This is a genomic window from Mesorhizobium sp. AR02, from assembly GCF_024746835.1.
Lineage (GTDB): Bacteria > Pseudomonadota > Alphaproteobacteria > Rhizobiales > Rhizobiaceae > Mesorhizobium.
The window spans coordinates 5,821,637-5,837,132 of sequence record NZ_CP080531.1 but is presented as its reverse complement, the minus strand read 5'-3'; the positions used below and the strand labels follow the sequence as shown (position 1 = coordinate 5,837,132).

The 15,496-nt window shown below is 62.5% G+C and carries 13 protein-coding genes and 1 pseudogene; 4 read left to right on the top strand and 10 right to left on the bottom strand.

The window, feature by feature from the left end:
- Window positions 1-19 precede the first annotated feature (19 nt).
- Together DBIPINDM_RS32450 and DBIPINDM_RS32445 are read right to left on the bottom strand one after the other, a co-directional pair.
- On the bottom strand, window positions 20-616 hold the full coding sequence (locus DBIPINDM_RS32450) for a LysE family translocator (protein ID WP_258583024.1): 597 nt from the start codon (window positions 614-616) through the stop codon (window positions 20-22).
- Between the two features lie 126 nt (window positions 617-742).
- Entirely contained in the window at window positions 743-1,702 is a 960-nt protein-coding gene (locus tag DBIPINDM_RS32445) for an acyl-CoA desaturase (RefSeq protein ID WP_258583023.1), read from the bottom strand.
- A 185-nt stretch (window positions 1,703-1,887) separates the two neighbouring features.
- Here DBIPINDM_RS32445 and DBIPINDM_RS32440 point away from each other — a divergent pair, with 185 nt between their 5' ends.
- Window positions 1,888-2,283, top strand: coding sequence for a metalloregulator ArsR/SmtB family transcription factor (locus DBIPINDM_RS32440; RefSeq protein ID WP_258583022.1), 396 nt, complete (start codon window positions 1,888-1,890; stop codon window positions 2,281-2,283).
- A 337-nt stretch (window positions 2,284-2,620) separates the two neighbouring features.
- Here the strand turns inward: DBIPINDM_RS32440 and ilvN are convergent, their stop codons facing one another.
- Complete coding sequence (gene ilvN, locus DBIPINDM_RS32435; RefSeq protein WP_258583021.1) at window positions 2,621-3,196, bottom strand: acetolactate synthase small subunit; 576 nt, start codon at window positions 3,194-3,196, stop codon at window positions 2,621-2,623.
- Window positions 3,197-3,273: 77 nt separating this feature from the next.
- Entirely contained in the window at window positions 3,274-5,055 is a 1,782-nt protein-coding gene (locus DBIPINDM_RS32430; RefSeq protein ID WP_258583020.1) for an acetolactate synthase 3 large subunit, read from the bottom strand.
- 481 nt (window positions 5,056-5,536) lie between these two features.
- Between DBIPINDM_RS32430 and DBIPINDM_RS32425 the strand changes: the two genes are divergently transcribed.
- Entirely contained in the window at window positions 5,537-7,339 is a 1,803-nt protein-coding gene (locus tag DBIPINDM_RS32425) for an NAD(P)/FAD-dependent oxidoreductase (protein ID WP_258583019.1), read from the top strand.
- 89 nt (window positions 7,340-7,428) lie between these two features.
- Here DBIPINDM_RS32425 and DBIPINDM_RS32420 read toward each other — a convergent pair whose 3' ends face one another.
- From DBIPINDM_RS32420 to DBIPINDM_RS32410, 3 genes are all read right to left on the bottom strand, one after another.
- Window positions 7,429-8,571 carry a PcfJ domain-containing protein gene (locus DBIPINDM_RS32420; protein ID WP_258583018.1) on the bottom strand — a complete coding sequence of 381 codons (1,143 nt, stop codon included), beginning with the start codon at window positions 8,569-8,571 and terminating at the stop codon, window positions 7,429-7,431.
- Window positions 8,572-9,293: 722 nt separating this feature from the next.
- On the bottom strand, window positions 9,294-9,878 hold the full coding sequence (locus tag DBIPINDM_RS32415) for an HD domain-containing protein (RefSeq protein WP_258583017.1): 585 nt from the start codon (window positions 9,876-9,878) through the stop codon (window positions 9,294-9,296).
- Window positions 9,875-11,026: a gamma-butyrobetaine dioxygenase gene (locus DBIPINDM_RS32410; RefSeq protein ID WP_258583016.1), complete on the bottom strand. Its 1,152-nt coding sequence runs from the start codon at window positions 11,024-11,026 to the stop codon at window positions 9,875-9,877. Before DBIPINDM_RS32410 ends, DBIPINDM_RS32415 begins: the two co-directional genes overlap by 4 nt.
- Before the next feature lie 121 nt (window positions 11,027-11,147).
- On the opposite strand from DBIPINDM_RS32410, the gene DBIPINDM_RS32405 reads away from it, so the two are divergent.
- Entirely contained in the window at window positions 11,148-12,035 is an 888-nt protein-coding gene (locus DBIPINDM_RS32405) for a LysR family transcriptional regulator (protein WP_258583015.1), read from the top strand.
- Between the two features lie 16 nt (window positions 12,036-12,051).
- Here the strand turns inward: DBIPINDM_RS32405 and DBIPINDM_RS32400 are convergent.
- The 3 genes and pseudogenes from DBIPINDM_RS32400 to DBIPINDM_RS32390 all read right to left on the bottom strand — a co-directional run.
- Window positions 12,052-12,576, bottom strand: a pseudogene (locus DBIPINDM_RS32400) (GNAT family N-acetyltransferase); the annotation flags it as partial.
- Between the two features lie 41 nt (window positions 12,577-12,617).
- Window positions 12,618-12,926 carry a hypothetical protein gene (locus DBIPINDM_RS32395; RefSeq protein WP_258583014.1) on the bottom strand — a complete coding sequence of 103 codons (309 nt, stop codon included), beginning with the start codon at window positions 12,924-12,926 and terminating at the stop codon, window positions 12,618-12,620.
- 4 nt (window positions 12,927-12,930) lie between these two features.
- Window positions 12,931-13,494 carry a helix-turn-helix domain-containing protein gene (locus DBIPINDM_RS32390; protein WP_258583013.1) on the bottom strand — a complete coding sequence of 188 codons (564 nt, stop codon included), beginning with the start codon at window positions 13,492-13,494 and terminating at the stop codon, window positions 12,931-12,933.
- A 154-nt stretch (window positions 13,495-13,648) separates the two neighbouring features.
- On the opposite strand from DBIPINDM_RS32390, the gene DBIPINDM_RS32385 reads away from it, so the two are divergent.
- The gene (locus DBIPINDM_RS32385; protein WP_258583012.1) at window positions 13,649-15,481 is read left to right on the top strand and encodes an ATP-binding protein; all 1,833 of its coding nucleotides are present in this window, start codon (window positions 13,649-13,651) and stop codon (window positions 15,479-15,481) included.
- Window positions 15,482-15,496: the final 15 nt, after the last annotated feature.

Sequence of the window (15,496 nt, the reverse complement as noted above, 5' to 3'; positions counted from 1 at the left end):
GTCGAACCGTCGGGGAACCCTATTTCAGCATCGGCCACAGCGTCGCCGCCAGCAGCACGCCCATGGCGATGTTGAACCATTTCAGCCGCACCGGATCCGACAGGAAGCCGCGCAGCGCGGTGCCGAATCCGGCCCATATCGAAACGCTCGGCAGGTTGACGACGGCGAAAGCGATCGAGATCAGCGCCACCGAGATGAATGGGTGATCGGGGTTCGTATAGACAGCCATGGCGGTGATTGCCATCACCCAGGCCTTGGGATTGACCCACTGGAATGCCGCCGCGTCGATGAAGCGCATCGGCCGCGCTTCCACCGCACCCTTGCCACTCAACGAGCGCGACATGGCGACCTTCCAGGCGAGATAGAGCAGATAGGCGGCACCGGCGATCTTGAGAGCGTTGTGCAATGCCGGAAACGCCGTCAGCACCGCGCCAAGCCCGAAGCCGACAGCGAGCAACAGGACGAGAAAGCCGATGCTGATGCCCAGCATGTGCGGCACCGTCCTGGCGATGCCGAAATTGACGCTGGAGGCCAGCAGCATGAGGTTGTTCGGCCCCGGCGTGATCGAGGTCACGAAGGCATAAACGAGCAGTGCAAGGAATGCGTCGAGCGACATCGGGCCCCAACAAGGTCAGCAATACTGACTTAGATAAGCGCCGTGTCGGACGCAACCGCAATCCTTTGGTCCAGCGGCCGTCGGCCGCATTGATCGTGAGTTCACCTCGCCGAAATCGGCATGCCGTCATCTGCCGTTAGACGGCGCCGGCAACCGGCCGTTCACAGCGGGCATGGTCGACTGCCCGCCGCGCAGGCGGCGCAAGCCCTTCCGTCTCGGAGTGTTCTCCGGAAGTTTAACGCTGTGCGCGAGACCGAGGCCGGCAAGAACCCGGATCAGGACCCAGCCGAGGTCGATCTGCCCGCGTTCGAGGCCGAGCCTGGCGGATTCGGGGAATGCGTGATGATTGCCGTGAAAACTCTCGCCGAACGTCACCAATCCGAAACGTGGCAGATTGTAGCCCTGCACCGCCACGCCATCGACGCACCATCCCTGGTCGCCGCCCCGATGCGCGAAATGCCCGACCAGCCAGTGTCCGGTGAGGGATACCGAAACGCGCACCGCAGTGCCCCAGACCACCCAGCTCCAGCCGCCAACCAGCAGGAATACGACGGCCCATGGCAGTTGCTGCAACATCCACGTGCGCTCGAGGAATTTGTAGAACCGGTCATTCCTGATCGACGGCTCGATGACGAAATCAGGCGGATTGCGCAAGGCGACGGCGCAATGCATCTGCCAGAAGGCATCGATGAAAAAGGAGCGGCGATGGGCATGCAGATCGTGGCAGGCCGTCTGGCGCTGTGCCCAGTCGCGGATATCGTGCGCATGGATCATGCCGAACGGGCCAGCCATGCCGACCAGCACGCCGAGATAGACCAGCGCGTGTTCGATCCAGATATGAACCTTGAACGAGCGATGGATGAGCAGCCGATGCATGCCGACCGAATGCCCGGCGCAGATCGTCACCGCCGTCATCGCGACGAACAGGGCAAAGGCGCTCCAGTTGAAGGTGAGCGGACCGAACACGGTGGCAATAACCGTCATCGCGCCGACCCACATCGACTTGGCTGGCACCCAGACAACCCTGCCATCCCGCGCGTCGCTGTCTTGTCGAGAAATCATCCTGCCCGTGGATATGGTCTTCATCGGGAACCCCTCCTCGCATGAACATTTTCCGAACCACAGCCTTGCCTTTTGGCGCCTCGCGCCATATTTAGGCTATAAGCTAATCATCTATTATGCCGGATTAGGTATTTAGGCAATAGTCTAAATGATGACCGGAAAATGCTGGCAGGCGTCTCGATGGCGCCTGCGATTACGAGGTACGCGCAGTGGTCGAGGAAGCAGAACAGCCATCGGAGGCTGAAGCCGGCATCGGCGCCAGCGGCGCGATCCAGCGCGTCTTCGAGGCGCTGTCCTCCGCACCCCGGCGCAGAATCCTCGCCTATCTTGCCCATTCCTCGCTGACGGCGGGCGAGATCGCGGCGCGCTTCGACATGTCGAAGCCGTCGATCTCACAACATCTGAACATTCTGGAGACGGCCGGCCTCATCGCCAGGGAGCGGCAGGGACAGTTCATCCACTACTCGCTGGTCCAGAACAATCTGGTGAATACGCTGAACGGCTTCGTTCAGGACGTCTGCCCGGTCTCACGCCCGATCAAACGGGAAAGCAAGGAGCTGGCCACCGGCAAACTCGACGCCAAGCCGACAAAATCCAGCAACTGATATCCGGGGGGCGTCTGACCGGATAAATTCGAGAGATCAGTCTCGACGGCGATACTTCAGCGCCCAAAGAAGCCAACCAAAGAGGAGAATGGATAGGACGTTGAAGAAGACCCAGTTCCAGAATGTGACTGGATCATCCGCATACGCGACCCATTCACGGGTTCGTCCAACTAGGATTGTCATTGTCACCCAAGCATGGGCAAGCATCCAGATCGAGAATGCGATGATGGCATAGAGAAACACATGGAACACCAGTTCTTTTCGCGGAGTCATGTGCCACCACTTTTCGGACCACCTGCCCAGCTTTGAATGCAGAACTTGAACTTCGTATGAATGCCTACATCGCCTGCGGGCCGCGGTTCAAAGCCGCCACGCCGGTGCGGCAGATTTCGATCAGGCCAAGCGGCTTCATGATGGCGATGAACTGGTCGATCTTGGTGCCCTTGCCGGTGATCTCGAAGATGAAATGCTCGGTGTTGGCGTCGATGACGCTGGCGCGGAAGGCGTCGGCCAGCCGCAGCGCCTCGACGCGAGCCTCGCCGGTGCCGGCAACCTTGACCAGCGCCAGTTCCCGCTCCAGCGGCCGCTCCTGGCCGAATTCGTGCGAACGCACGGTGAGATCGACCACGCGGTGGACCGGCACGATGCGCTCGAGCTGATGCTTGATCTGCACCAGCACATGCGGCGTGCCGCGCGTCACGATGGTGATGCGCGACAGATGCTTCTCGTGCTCGGTCTCGGAGACGGTCAGGCTCTCAATGTTGTAGCCGCGGCCGGAAAACAGGCCGATGACCCGGGCAAGCACGCCCGGTTCGTTGTCGACCAGCACGGAAAGCGTGTGGTTTTCCGGCCGTTCCGTTTCCTTGGCGATGAAGTAGGCGGAGCCGGTGGGTTGAAGGTGCTGTGCGTTCATGACATGGATCTCAAATTCTTGATCTAATTATTTGTTTGCGCACGGCTTCTTTCGACAAGCCCTGCCTCGCTCGTCGATTACACCAGTTCCCTGCCCTTGGCGTCGATGGCATTCGCCACGGCCTCGTCCGTAGCCTCGTCCGGCAACAGCATCTCGTTGTGCGCCTTGCCCGACGGAATCATCGGGAAGCAGTTGGCGAGCGTCGCCACGCGGCAATCGAACAGCACCGGCTTCTTCACCGAGATCATCTCCTTGATGGCGTCGTCCAGCTCGTCCGGCTTCTCGCAGCGTATGCCATGACCGCCATAGGCTTCCGCCAACTTGACGAAGTCCGGCATCGCCTCGGTATAGGAATGCGACAGCCGGTTGCCGTGCAGCAGCTGCTGCCACTGGCGCACCATGCCCATATACTGGTTGTTGAGGATGAAGATCTTGATCGGTGCATTGTGCTGCACCGCCGCGCTCATCTCTTGCATCGTCATCTGCACCGAAGCATCGCCGGCGATGTCGATGACCAGCGCATCGGGATGCGCGATCTGCACGCCGAGTGCCGCCGGCAGGCCGTAGCCCATCGTGCCCAGCCCGCCAGACGTCATCCAGCGGTTCGGCTTCTCGAAATGATAGTGCTGCGCCGCCCACATCTGGTGCTGACCGACCTCGGTGGTGATGTAGGTGTCCATGCCCTTGGTCAGTTCGTAGAGCCGCTGGATGGCGTATTGCGGCATGATCACGTCGTTGTTCATCTTGAAGGCGAGTGAATCGCGCGCGCGCCATTTGGCGATCTGCTCCCACCAGGGATAGAGCGCCTTCTTGTCGGCCTTGGCGGTTGCCCGCCACAGCCGCACCATGTCCTCCAGCACCCGTCCGACGTCGCCGATGATCGGCACCTCGGTGTGCACGTTCTTGTTGATCGACGACGGATCGATGTCGATGTGGATCTTGCGCGAATTCGGCGAGAACGCGCTGAGCCGGCCGGTGATACGGTCGTCGAAGCGCGCGCCGATGCAGATCATCACGTCGCAATCATGCATGGCCATGTTGGCTTCGTAGGTGCCGTGCATGCCCAGCATGCCCATCCAGTTCTTGCCCGATGCCGGATAGGCGCCGAGCCCCATCAGCGTCGAGGTGATCGGGAAACCGGTGAGATCGACCAGTTCGCGCAGCAGATGGCTCGCTTCCGGGCCGGAATTGATGACGCCGCCGCCCGAATAGATGATCGGCCTCTTGGCGCCGGCCATCAGTTCGACCGCGGCCTTGATCTTCTCCAGGTCGCCCTGGACCTTGGGCTGGTAGCTGGTCCGCGGTGCGATCTGCGGCGGGACGTAGAATCCCTTGGCGAACTGCACATCCTTCGGAATGTCGACCACCACCGGACCCGGACGGCCGGTCGTCGCGACATGGAAGGCTTCGTGGATGGTGGCGGCGAGTTCGTTGACGTCCTTCACCAGCCAGTTGTGCTTGGTGCAGGGCCGCGTAATGCCGACGGTGTCGCATTCCTGGAACGCATCGGAGCCGATGAGCGAGGTCGGAACCTGCCCGGTCAGGCAGACCAGCGGGATCGAATCCATCAGCGCGTCCTGCAGCGGCGTCACCGCATTGGTGGCGCCGGGGCCTGATGTCACCAGCATGACGCCGGCCTTGCCGGTCGAGCGTGCATAGCCTTCGGCGGCATGGCCCGCGCCCTGCTCATGGCGCACGAGAATGTGCTCGACCTCGTCCTGCTGGAAGATTTCGTCATAGATCGGGAGAACGGCGCCGCCCGGATAGCCGAAGACATGCTTGACGCCATTGTCCTTCAGCGCCTGCACCACCATTTCGGCGCCCGTCATTTCGCGCCGCTCACTCTGTCCGTTGCTCATCGGTCTGGTCCCGTACTGTCGCCACTTGGGCGTTGCCACTTGGGTGTTATCGGTCGTTTAGTCGTGTTTCAGGCAATAAAAAAGGCCCCCGAGGGAGCCTGTGTGTTGCGCATGGGAGGTTTTCGCCCGGCGGTTACACCGCCTTGCCCACGCGCCTTCCTACGAGAATGAGTGCCTTTTTCATGGTCGCGGACACTACGGGCGGGCAAGGCGCCCTGTCAACGGCAAAAATCGCGACGGCGATGAAGGCGCTCCGCAATTCGACAAATGGCCGTCACGATTTCGCGATGGACACTGCATCCTGCCTACATCACGCAAACCCAGACCGGCTCGCAAGCAGCATTTTCCGGATAAGTCCTTGAAGCCACGCGAAACTATGGTGGGGCGTGACGAAGGCCGTCCTCTCTGCCGATACTCGACCGTCCGGCTTGCAAGTCGGGAGGAGCCACCATGACGGCCAGGATTTCACGGAGGAAGACTTATGCTCGACAAGGCCCCAAGCAAGAAACTGTCCGACCTGCTCGACCAATTCGGCGCCGCCCTGGCCGCCAATGACATCGACAAGGCCGTCGGTTGTTTTCAGGACGACTGCTACTGGCGCGACCTCGTCACCTTCACCTGGAACATCAAGACCATGGAGGGCAAGGACCAGGTCCGCGACATGCTGGAGAGCCAGTTGGCGAAGACAAAGCCGTCGCACTGGACGCTCGCCAAGGGCGAGGACGCGACCGAGAGCGGCGGGCTGATCGAGGGCTGGATCAGTTTCGAGACCGAACTGGCGCGCGGCTTTGGCCATGTCAGGCTGAAGGACGGCAAGATCTGGACGCTGCTGACCACCATGGTCGAATTGAAAGGCCACGAGGAACCGGCGGGCTTCGCGCGACCGATGGGCGCCAAGCATGGTTCGGGCAAGAACCGTCCGACATGGAAGGAAGAGCGCGAGAAGGAAGCCGCCGAACTCGGCTTCAAGACGCAGCCCGACACGCTCATCATCGGCGGCGGCCAGGGTGGCATTGCGCTCGGCGCTCGGCTGCGGCAGCTCGGTGTGCCGACCATCATCGTCGAGAAGAACGAGCGGGCCGGCGACAGCTGGCGCAAACGCTACAAGTCACTCTGCCTGCACGATCCGGTCTGGTACGACCACCTGCCCTATATCGATTTCCCGAAGAACTGGCCGGTCTTCTCGCCCAAGGACAAGATCGGCGACTGGCTGGAAATGTACACCAAGGTGATGGAGCTGAACTACTGGTCGTCGACGGAGGCCAGGAGCGCCTCCTATGACGACAAGAAGAAGGAGTGGACCGTCGTCGTCCATCGCGACGGCAAGGACATCACGCTGAAGCCGAAGCAGCTGGTGCTGGCGACTGGACAGTCCGGCAAGGCCAATCTGCCGAAATTCAAGGGCATGGAAAACTTCAAGGGTGACCAGCACCACTCCTCGAAGCATCCGGGCCCGGACGCCTATGCCGGCAAAAAGGCCGTTGTCATCGGTTCCAACAATTCCGCCCATGACATCGCAGCCGCACTTTGGGAAGCCGGCGCCGACGTCACCATGGTGCAGCGATCGAGCACCCATATCTCCAGATCCGACACGTTGATGGAAATCGGGCTGGGTTCGCTCTATTCGGAGCAGGCGCTGCAGAATGGCGTCACCACGGCCAAGGCCGATCTGATTTTTGCTTCGCTGCCCTACAAGATCCTGCACGAGTTTCAGATCCCGGCCTATGCCGAGATGAAGAAACGCGACGCGGCGTTCTACAAGGGCCTGGAAAAGGCCGGTTTCATGCTCGACTGGGGCGACGACGAGTCCGGCCTGTTCATGAAGTACCTCAGGCGCGGCTCCGGCTATTATATCGACGTCGGCGCCTCCCAGTTGATCATCGATGGTTCGATCAAGCTGAAAAGCGGCGTCGACGTCGAAGAGATCAAGCAGCATTCGGTTCTGCTCAGCGACGGATCGGAACTGCCTGCGGACCTCATTGTCTACGCCACCGGCTACGGCTCTATGAACGGCTGGGCCGCCGATCTGATCTCTCGCGAAACCGCCGACAAGGTCGGCAAATGCTGGGGCCTCGGCTCGAACACCACCAAGGATCCCGGCCCTTGGGAAGGCGAGTTGCGCAACATGTGGAAGCCGACGCAGCAGGAAGCGTTGTGGTTCCACGGCGGCAATCTGCACCAGTCACGCCACTATTCGCAGTTCCTGTCGCTGCAGTTGAAGGCCAGGCACGCCGGACTGCCGACGCCCGTCTACGGGCTGCAGAAGGTGCACCACAAGGGATAGCCGGCTAGCTCTGGAGGTCTCCTGCCATGCCCCATCGGCAGTGAGAAAAGTGTGACCCCGCGCGGCGTGTCGCCGCGCGGGGTTTCGTTTCAGTCACGCAGCGTCACACCCTTCGCCTTGGCCCAGCGTTCGAGGATCTTGCACTCGTCGGGCATAGCCAGACGGTTGCCGAAACCGCGCACCTGCACCGCCCGATGGCGCGGGTCGAGCTCGATCGTCAGCAAGCGTTCGATCTTGCCGAGCGCCTTGCGCCGCAGCACCCAGATCGAGGCGTAGCCGGCAATGCATTTGCCGGCGTATGTCGACACGCAGTGATGCATCGCCCTGGATTCGGCGACCAGATCCTCGGCCGTCCTTAGTTGGCGAATGAAGAAGCGCTCACCATGCGCCTTCGCCTCCTTGGCCGGCGGCTGCCATTCCCAGTCCTCGAGCCGTGAGCCATCCCAGGCGCCCTTCACCGGCGAAACCCGGCCGGCGACGCGGCGACGCATGGCCTCGATGCGCTCGATGGCGGCAACGTCGCGGTGCCATTCCGACATTTGCTTGCGCAGCGAGCCGAGCGTGCGTCCCTTCAGGCTGTAGGCGCGATCACGCTGATGCATCGCACCAACATAGTCGCACAGATCGTCGATCTCTTCCCTGGACGTTGGTTGTCCGCAGAAGAACCGCGCCACCTCGCGCCAGAAGGCGAGCTCGCCGCGTGGCGTGCGCGTGATTTTCGTCCGTGCAATTCGAGCCGCCAGCCCGAGATCCTCCGTATACGACCGGATGATCGCCATCCAGAACGCCTCGTCGAAGGTCAGATCGCCCGAGAGGTTCAGGAAGCAATGCACCTCCTTGCGTGACAGCCACGCATTGGCGCCCGCCTTGTAGAGCGAGTTGCCGCCCGCAGCCGCGATATACCAGGCCAGACGAAGCGCAATCTCCTGGCCATCCAGCCCCGACCTATCCAGCCAGATTGCCTCGAGCGCGGCCGAAACCGGATAGCGCGCATAGAGGTAGCGGGCAGCCGCCAGCCGCAGCCGCGCGGGGTCGCGCGTCTTCAGCTTCGGACGCCACAACGCACCGTCGCGGATCGCCATGCCGGCAAAGCCGCGACGTACCTCGTCAAGCGCCCGCTCGAAATCCGGAGCGGAACGCGAGGCTGGAGAAACCCGCCGCAGCGATGCTTGATATGCTTCAGTGCGTTCGCGCTCGGCGTCCTGCCTGCGCTGGATCATGGACCTGGCCATGGCCGTTCTTCCCGATTGGAACCCTGTCAGCCGCACGCAATTCCAGCGCCGGCACGGAATGTGTCGATCTGGGTTGGCGTGACATTTGACAGGTCTCCTATGGGGATGACGGGTTGGAATGGGCGGCTCTCTAGGCTCACAGACAGTTTGGAGCAAGAGCCATTCTTTCAATGTTTACAACGGCATGACAGAATGTTGCAAAGACGCATCTCAAGGCTTCGGGCAACCGCCATCGTCGGCCGGGAGCGTCGCGGCTCCCACCATCTCATTGATATCAGCGGCATCGATGCAGTCGGACAATGACCGCCGCGACGCATCGCCGCTTGGCGGTCGTCAGATCGTCTGGAAATTGGAATCCGCTGTGGCGCGGATCAATCGGTCCGACCGCCATGGAGGCGCGAAATGCGTGAACAAGTTCTCATTATGCCTCCTTCAAGAGTGTGGTCGATACGGGGTGCGGCGGATGAAAGAGGGCCGCATTTCGGGCGTGGCTAATACTCCTGAACCATTCCGACAGCAATATGGCGAACGTGGCCAGCATCGGCCGGCACGCACGAACCAACTGAGCCGAACTGGCTTGGCTCACTGTTGACCCGTCGTTCAGCGCGAGCGCTTGCGTCAGGCAAGCGCTCGCGGCAGCTTTCCGGTCGGAATGCAGCCACGGCGTTTTCACCATCGAAGCAAAAACACATAGGCTGTCCCCTCTTGGTGATGAATCGCCGTCAGGCGCGGTTGGCGAAATCGCGCACGACGCGCTGCAGCAACGGCACGTAGTCGCGAAACGCCCGCGTCTGCATGTTGGCGACCTTGCCGCCCTCGTCCCAGATGCGGACCCGCACCGCTTCCTCATGGAAAGGGTTCTTGCGGAAGTCGGCCACCTCGTCGGCGCTCATCGGGCCGCCCTGCAGCGACAGCGTATGGACCGAAGCCGGCGACAGCTTGGAGAAATAGGTCGGGTCGGTGGCGCAGAGATAGCGCTTGGCCGCGACATGCAGCCTCACACACTCGACGATGACCGGGGGAAAGAACGGCGCCAGCACCTCGCCGCCGGCCTCGTCGTGATGCTTGTCCTCGACATCGTCGGGCGAATAGGTGCCGAACTCGCTGGTGTAGTGGCCGATGTCGTGCAGCAGCGCTGCGGCCACCAGCACCTCGGGTGCGCCATCCTGCTCCGCCAGCCATGCCCCCTGCAGCATGTGCTCGGACATCGTCACCGGCTCGCCGAGATAGGATTCCGCACCCCGGCGCTCAAAAATGTCGGCGATGAACTCGACGATGTTGTCCGCGTTCAGATCCTGGCCGCTCATTCCGCGGCCTCCTTGAAGCTGTGCTCGATCGCGGCAAGCGTCGACAACAGGCCGTCCTTGTCGGCGTAGCAGCCCTGCAGCCAGCGCTTGCCGGTGCCGGAAAACGCCTTGCGGGCATGCATGACCCGCGTGTTGTCGACGATGAAGGCCTGTCCTGCTTCCAGCTTGAACGTCACCTCGAAGGAGGGATCCTCGATCAGCTGGGCGAACCGGCGATAGGCGGTATAGTAGGCGTCCATATCGGCGAACGGCACGTCGACGACAGGCGCCAGCGAGCGGTTGTTGAAGCGGATGCAGATCAGTTCGCCATCCGGCCCGAGCTCGATCATCGGACGCTTCGCCTGCAGCCGCACGCCCGACGAGCCGGCATATTCGAAACGCGCCGGACAGGAACTCAGCAGCCGGAAGCCTTCGGGGTTTTCGGCCTGGAAGGCAGCCGCAACGGCAAACCCGTCGACCACGCTCGACTCGCCACCCTCCACCGTATTCTCGATGCAGGACAGGATCTGCAGCGTCGGCACCGGATCGCGATAGGGATTGTCGGTATGCGCCTGAAGACCGAGATTGGTGTAGGCGAGATTGTTCGGGTTGACCTCGGCGCGCACTTCGAACCAGCGTCCGTAATTGGTCTCCCTGATGTAACCGAACAGGTCGGAGACCTTGCACAGCGAACCGGATTCAGCCGGCAGGCCGTCCATCACCGCAAAGCCATAGGTCCTCACCGCCGAAAGCCATTCGCGCAGGACGCTGCGGCTGTGAAAGGCCGCCGCGTATCTGGCGCGCGGCACCGAATTCTGCATCGTCGCCTTGGTCCAGCGCTGGATGATATCGCCCGTCCAACCGGGCTGGCGGAGTTCGTCTCGATCATAGGCATTGGCGATCAGCCATTGCGCGGGAAAACTGACGGTTTTTCCTTCCGGCACGAAGCTGACTTCCAGCGCGCCGCCCTTGATCGCAGCCGCGCCAATCCTTGTCTCGGCCGGAATGTCGAGGATGGTGATGAGCCGCTGGCCGTTGCCGGCGCTGCGCGTCTTGTCGTCAAGCGCATTGTCGCGCAGCCACATGGCGTGAAAGCGGGTGCGCCTCCCACCCTGCCAGCCAAGTTCGATTGTTCTGCCTTCGTCGCCAACCAGCGCGTGGGTGAGCATGGAGATGCCGTTCCTGTCCGTTGCACCCCACGGCCCGATCCGCAGGGTTTCGATTGCATGTTGGCCGCGTGACAGGCATAACTCAAATTATCATTTTTTGGCCAAAGACCATAAATTTCTAATGGCTCGAAAACCCATTCCCACTCTGCCTTCCCTCGACTGGCTGCGCAGTTTCGAGGCGGCGGCGCGGCTGTCGAATTTCACGGCGGCAGCGGCCGAGCTCGGCCTGACCCAGGCTGCCGTCAGCCAGCATATCCGGCTGCTCGAGGACCGGTTGAAGACGCGCCTGTTCTCGCGGCTGGCACGTGGCGTTGCGCTATCGCCGGAGGGTGCTGCCTACCTGCCGCATATCCAGTCGGCTTTCGCCACCATCGGCAGCAGCACGACGGAGCTGTTCGAGCCGCGTGCCGTCCAGACCGTCTCGATCCGGGTACCGATCTCTTTCGCCCTGCTGATCCTGGTCCCGGCGCTGCCCGATCTGACCGAGGCGCTGCCGCGCATCCAGCTCGATCTGGTGACGATCCATCGGCCGACCGATTACGATTTGCCAGGCTCCGCGCTCGACATCCGTTTCGGCAACGGCTCCTTCCCCGGACGCGAGGCCGACAGGCTGACCGCCGAGCGGCTTGTGCCGGTGGCAAGTCCGGCCCTGGCCGGTGCCGCCGATTGGACATCCCTGCCGCTGCTTCTGGTCGCCGGCGCGCGCGAGATGTGGGCGGAATGGTTCGCGGCCGCCGGACTGGCCGGCCGCCCCCAGCGGTCGCACCGCTTCGACAGTTTCGTCGCGGCGATGGAAGCGGCGAGCGCCGGGGCTGGCGTGCTTTTGGGGTCGCGGCCGCTTGTCGACGCGGCGCTCAAGAGCAGGAGCCTGCTGCCGCTTTCCGATTTCGAGCTCTCCAGCACATCGGGCCATTTCCTGACCAGGGCATCGACCGCGCGTCTGACCAGTGCCGAACAGGATTTCCGCCAGTGGCTGCTGGGGCACCTCTCGGGAGAGGCCTCGGCCTGACCGGCGCGGGCGATCGCGACGTGGCGCCGATACGCTTCCAGTAGATCAGCGTGCCGGTCAGCCCACCATGCGGCTTCAGCGCGTAGTCCGGTATTTCCCCAGCCAGGGTGAAACCGAGTTTTTCGTAGAGGCCTGAAGCGCCCTCCTGCGTCGCCGTATCCAGAACCAGCAGCGTGCGTCCCGTCTCAACGGCGAGACACTCCGCGGCCTGCATCAGGCGCGTTCCGACACCCCTGCCGCGGTATTCGACTGATGTCATCAGCTTGGCGATCTCGGCCCGGTGCGGCTGGTTGGGCGGGCAGTCGAGCAGCAGGGTAACGGTGCCAACAAGGACCTTGTCGTCCCAGGCGCCGAACACCACTCGTTCCCCTCTGGCCGCTGCTGCCAGCGACCTCTCCCAGAATGCGTTTGCCGCTTCGGGTGCCAGCGGATGCATGAAGCTGACCGAACCGCCGGCGGCAACCGTTTCGACCAGCAGGTCAGCCAGGACAGCCAGTGTTCCCGCACTGGCGCTCAGCGCTCCGATTTCTATGGAATTCATATGCAGTCCTCTGGAAACGATGAATGGGTTCGATGCCGGCGTCAGTGGAGATGGCGCACGCGGCGTCGCTTGCGTGCGGCCTTGATGGCGCTGATGCGCTCGGTGTCTTCTTCCCTGAGATGCCGTCCGCGCTCGAGGATCTCGAGCGTGTATTCCTCATAGGTCAGGCCCAGCCGCTCGGCCTTGTCCATGCGCATCAGCATCACCTCGCGGCTCGGCGCCTTCCAAGCCTTGGCGTGCGCAGCCTGCCAGGCCAGGAAGATGTAGGGGTCGCCCTTGCCCCATGGCGGCCCCTTGTACCCGTCAAGAGGCGGCCCCCCATTGTGGGAGCGTTTTGGCCGTCTCGCCATGATCTCAGCCCCTGACCAGCGCGACGAGATAGTCGGCGCCCGCCTCCGGCGCGTGAAAGGTGCAGTCCGACGGCGCGCCCAGCGCCAGGCAGTCGCCGGGCTCTAATCTATGCACCACATCGCCCTCGGTGAATTCGAGCCGTCCGGAAATCAGCCAGATCTGCTGCTTGATGAAGGCATAGGAGGCCGCCGGCAGGCTGACCCTGGCGCCCGCCGGCAGATGCACCTTGATCAGTTCGAGCGGCATGTCGCTGGCTGGCGACAAATGCCGCCTGATATAGCCTGTATCGGGATCGCGCCACACCGGCTGGTCGGCCTCGCGTAGCAGCCCGCCACCTTGCAATTCCGCGCGCGCGATGAGGGTCGACAGCGTCATGCCGAAGGCCGCCGCGATGCGCACCAGAAGGGTCGCCGTCGGGCTGGTCATGCCGCGCTCGATCGTGCTCAGCATCGCCTTGGAAACACCGGACCGCTCGGCGAGCTCGGCCAGCGACCAATCCCGCATGGTCCTTTCGGCGTGGATCCGTCTGCCGATGGTTGAGGAAATATCGTTCGCTATATCATCCATTCGTCCATTATAGCGAAAGACGGGTATTGGAGAAGAGCCATCTTGCGACAATTTTCGCCAAGGGCTTAATCCTCTCTACACCATCCGACCTCATGCGACCTTAACCCCATTCCGGTAGGGTCCGATCTCAAGGGAAATGGGGATTGGTCTGTCCATGTATGTCGAACGCGAAGCTTCCGTCGGAGAACCGACATCGCAGGAGCGCCGCAACGCAGAGCAGAACGACCGGCGCATCCTGGGCAATGTCGTGCAATGCGACGGCGCGCGCGCCACCATCGCCGCCTATGCCGATGACATCGACGGGTCTGTGACCGGCCTGTGGACGGTCGGCAAGATGATCTCGATCAATCTGGGCACGACGCGAACCGTGGGTCTCGTTTACGCAATCGGCAAATCGAACCGCGCCTGGAGCAATGAGGGCCAGAACCCCATAGAGGTCAGCATCGAACTGATCGGTGAAGTGCGCGACGGCGCTGAGCCGGGCGCCAAGCCGATCTTCGACCGCGGCATTACCACCTATCCGCATATCGGTGCTGTTGCGCACCGCATCCGCACCCGCGACCTGCAGGCGGTCTATGATCTCGCCGGCCGCCATTCCATTACCATCGGCTCGCTGGCGCAGGACGAGACGATCGCCGCCAACATCGCCATTGACGACACGCTGGCGCGCCATTTCGCGATTGTCGGCACCACCGGCGTCGGCAAATCCACGGCCGTTTCGCTGCTGCTGCGCAAGTCGATCGAGGCACGCCCCGATTTGCGCATCCTGATCCTCGACCCACACAATGAATTTGCGAGCTCGTTGCCTGAATATTGCGTCAAGGTCGATTCCAAAACGCTCGACCTGCCGTTCTGGATGTTCAAGCTCGAGGAATTCGCCGAGGTGCTGTTTCGCGGTCGTGAAACCGACGCGGAAGAGATCGACGCTCTGCGCGACCTCATTCCGCTCGCCAAGAACCTCTACCGCAACCCGAATTCAGGCGCCTATCTCAGGCGCGGCAACGACGCGCTGACCGCCGATACGCCGGTGCCTTACCGCATCGCCGATCTGCTCAAGCAGATCGACGAGCGCATGGGCATGCTCGAAAGCAAGAACGAGCGCCCGACACTCAAATCGCTGAAGACGCGCATCGAATCGGCGGCCGCCGATCCGCGCTATCGCTTCATGTTCAGTTCGCGCCTGATCGAGGACACCATCCACGAGACGATCGGCAACATTTTCCGCGTGCCGCATCACGGCCGCCCGGTGACCTGCTTCGAGATGGCCGGCATGCCCTCCGAAGTGGTCAATTCCGTCTGTTCGGTGCTGGCGCGCCTGGCTTTCGATCTCGCTCTGTGGAGCGAGGGCAAGCTGCAACTCCTGCTGCTGTGCGAGGAAGCACATCGCTACATGCCGGCCGATCCGCGTCTCGGCTTCGCGCCGACAAGGCACGCGCTGTCGCGCATCGCCAAGGAAGGCCGCAAATATGGCTGCTATCTCGGCGTCGTCACCCAGCGTCCGGGTGAGCTTGACCCGACCATCCTGTCGCAATGCTCGACCTTCTTTGCCATGCGGCTCGCCAACGAGCAGGACCAGGCGATCATCCGCTCGGCCATCGCCGATTCTTCCGCCTCCACGCTTGCCTTCCTGTCATCGATGGGCCAGCGCGAAGCCATTGCCTTCGGCGAAGGTGTCGCGACGACCATGCGGCTGAAGTTCGAAAGATTGCCGAGCCACCTGCTTCCCGGCACGTCCAAGCGCGAAGAGGCTATTTCGTCGAAAAGCGGCGACGATGTCGACCTGGTGGCGATCGTCGAGCGGCTGCGCAACGTGCCGAAACCGACACCGCAGGCGATGGCCTTCGCCGAAGTGGTCGACTCCGGTCGGCAGGCCGGCGACCCCGACTACCGCAAGCCGGCAACCGGCCGCGTGCAATCGGACGACGATTTCGACATGCGCTACGGCCTGAAGCCCGCCACCTTCGGCCTGCGCCCCCAGAACGATTAGGTCTGGGCGCTACGT

What these genes read in the sequence shown, in the direction of transcription:
- DBIPINDM_RS32410 (WP_258583016.1), bottom strand. Translation starts at nt 11,026, where the DNA reads ATGCTCACCCACGCGCTGGTTGGCGACGAAGGCAGAACAATCGAACTT.
- DBIPINDM_RS32390 (WP_258583013.1), bottom strand. Translation starts at nt 13,494, where the DNA reads ATGGATGATATAGCGAACGATATTTCCTCAACCATCGGCAGACGGATC.
- DBIPINDM_RS32450 (WP_258583024.1), bottom strand. Translation starts at nt 616, where the DNA reads ATGTCGCTCGACGCATTCCTTGCACTGCTCGTTTATGCCTTCGTGACC.
- DBIPINDM_RS32445 (WP_258583023.1), bottom strand. Translation starts at nt 1,702, where the DNA reads ATGAAGACCATATCCACGGGCAGGATGATTTCTCGACAAGACAGCGAC.
- DBIPINDM_RS32425 (WP_258583019.1), top strand. Translation starts at nt 5,537, where the DNA reads ATGCTCGACAAGGCCCCAAGCAAGAAACTGTCCGACCTGCTCGACCAA.
- DBIPINDM_RS32385 (WP_258583012.1), top strand. Translation starts at nt 13,649, where the DNA reads ATGTATGTCGAACGCGAAGCTTCCGTCGGAGAACCGACATCGCAGGAG.
- DBIPINDM_RS32415 (WP_258583017.1), bottom strand. Translation starts at nt 9,878, where the DNA reads ATGAGCGGCCAGGATCTGAACGCGGACAACATCGTCGAGTTCATCGCC.
- DBIPINDM_RS32420 (WP_258583018.1), bottom strand. Translation starts at nt 8,571, where the DNA reads ATGGCCAGGTCCATGATCCAGCGCAGGCAGGACGCCGAGCGCGAACGC.
- ilvN (WP_258583021.1), bottom strand. Translation starts at nt 3,196, where the DNA reads ATGAACGCACAGCACCTTCAACCCACCGGCTCCGCCTACTTCATCGCC.
- DBIPINDM_RS32430 (WP_258583020.1), bottom strand. Translation starts at nt 5,055, where the DNA reads ATGAGCAACGGACAGAGTGAGCGGCGCGAAATGACGGGCGCCGAAATG.
- DBIPINDM_RS32395 (WP_258583014.1), bottom strand. Translation starts at nt 12,926, where the DNA reads ATGGCGAGACGGCCAAAACGCTCCCACAATGGGGGGCCGCCTCTTGAC.
- DBIPINDM_RS32405 (WP_258583015.1), top strand. Translation starts at nt 11,148, where the DNA reads ATGGCTCGAAAACCCATTCCCACTCTGCCTTCCCTCGACTGGCTGCGC.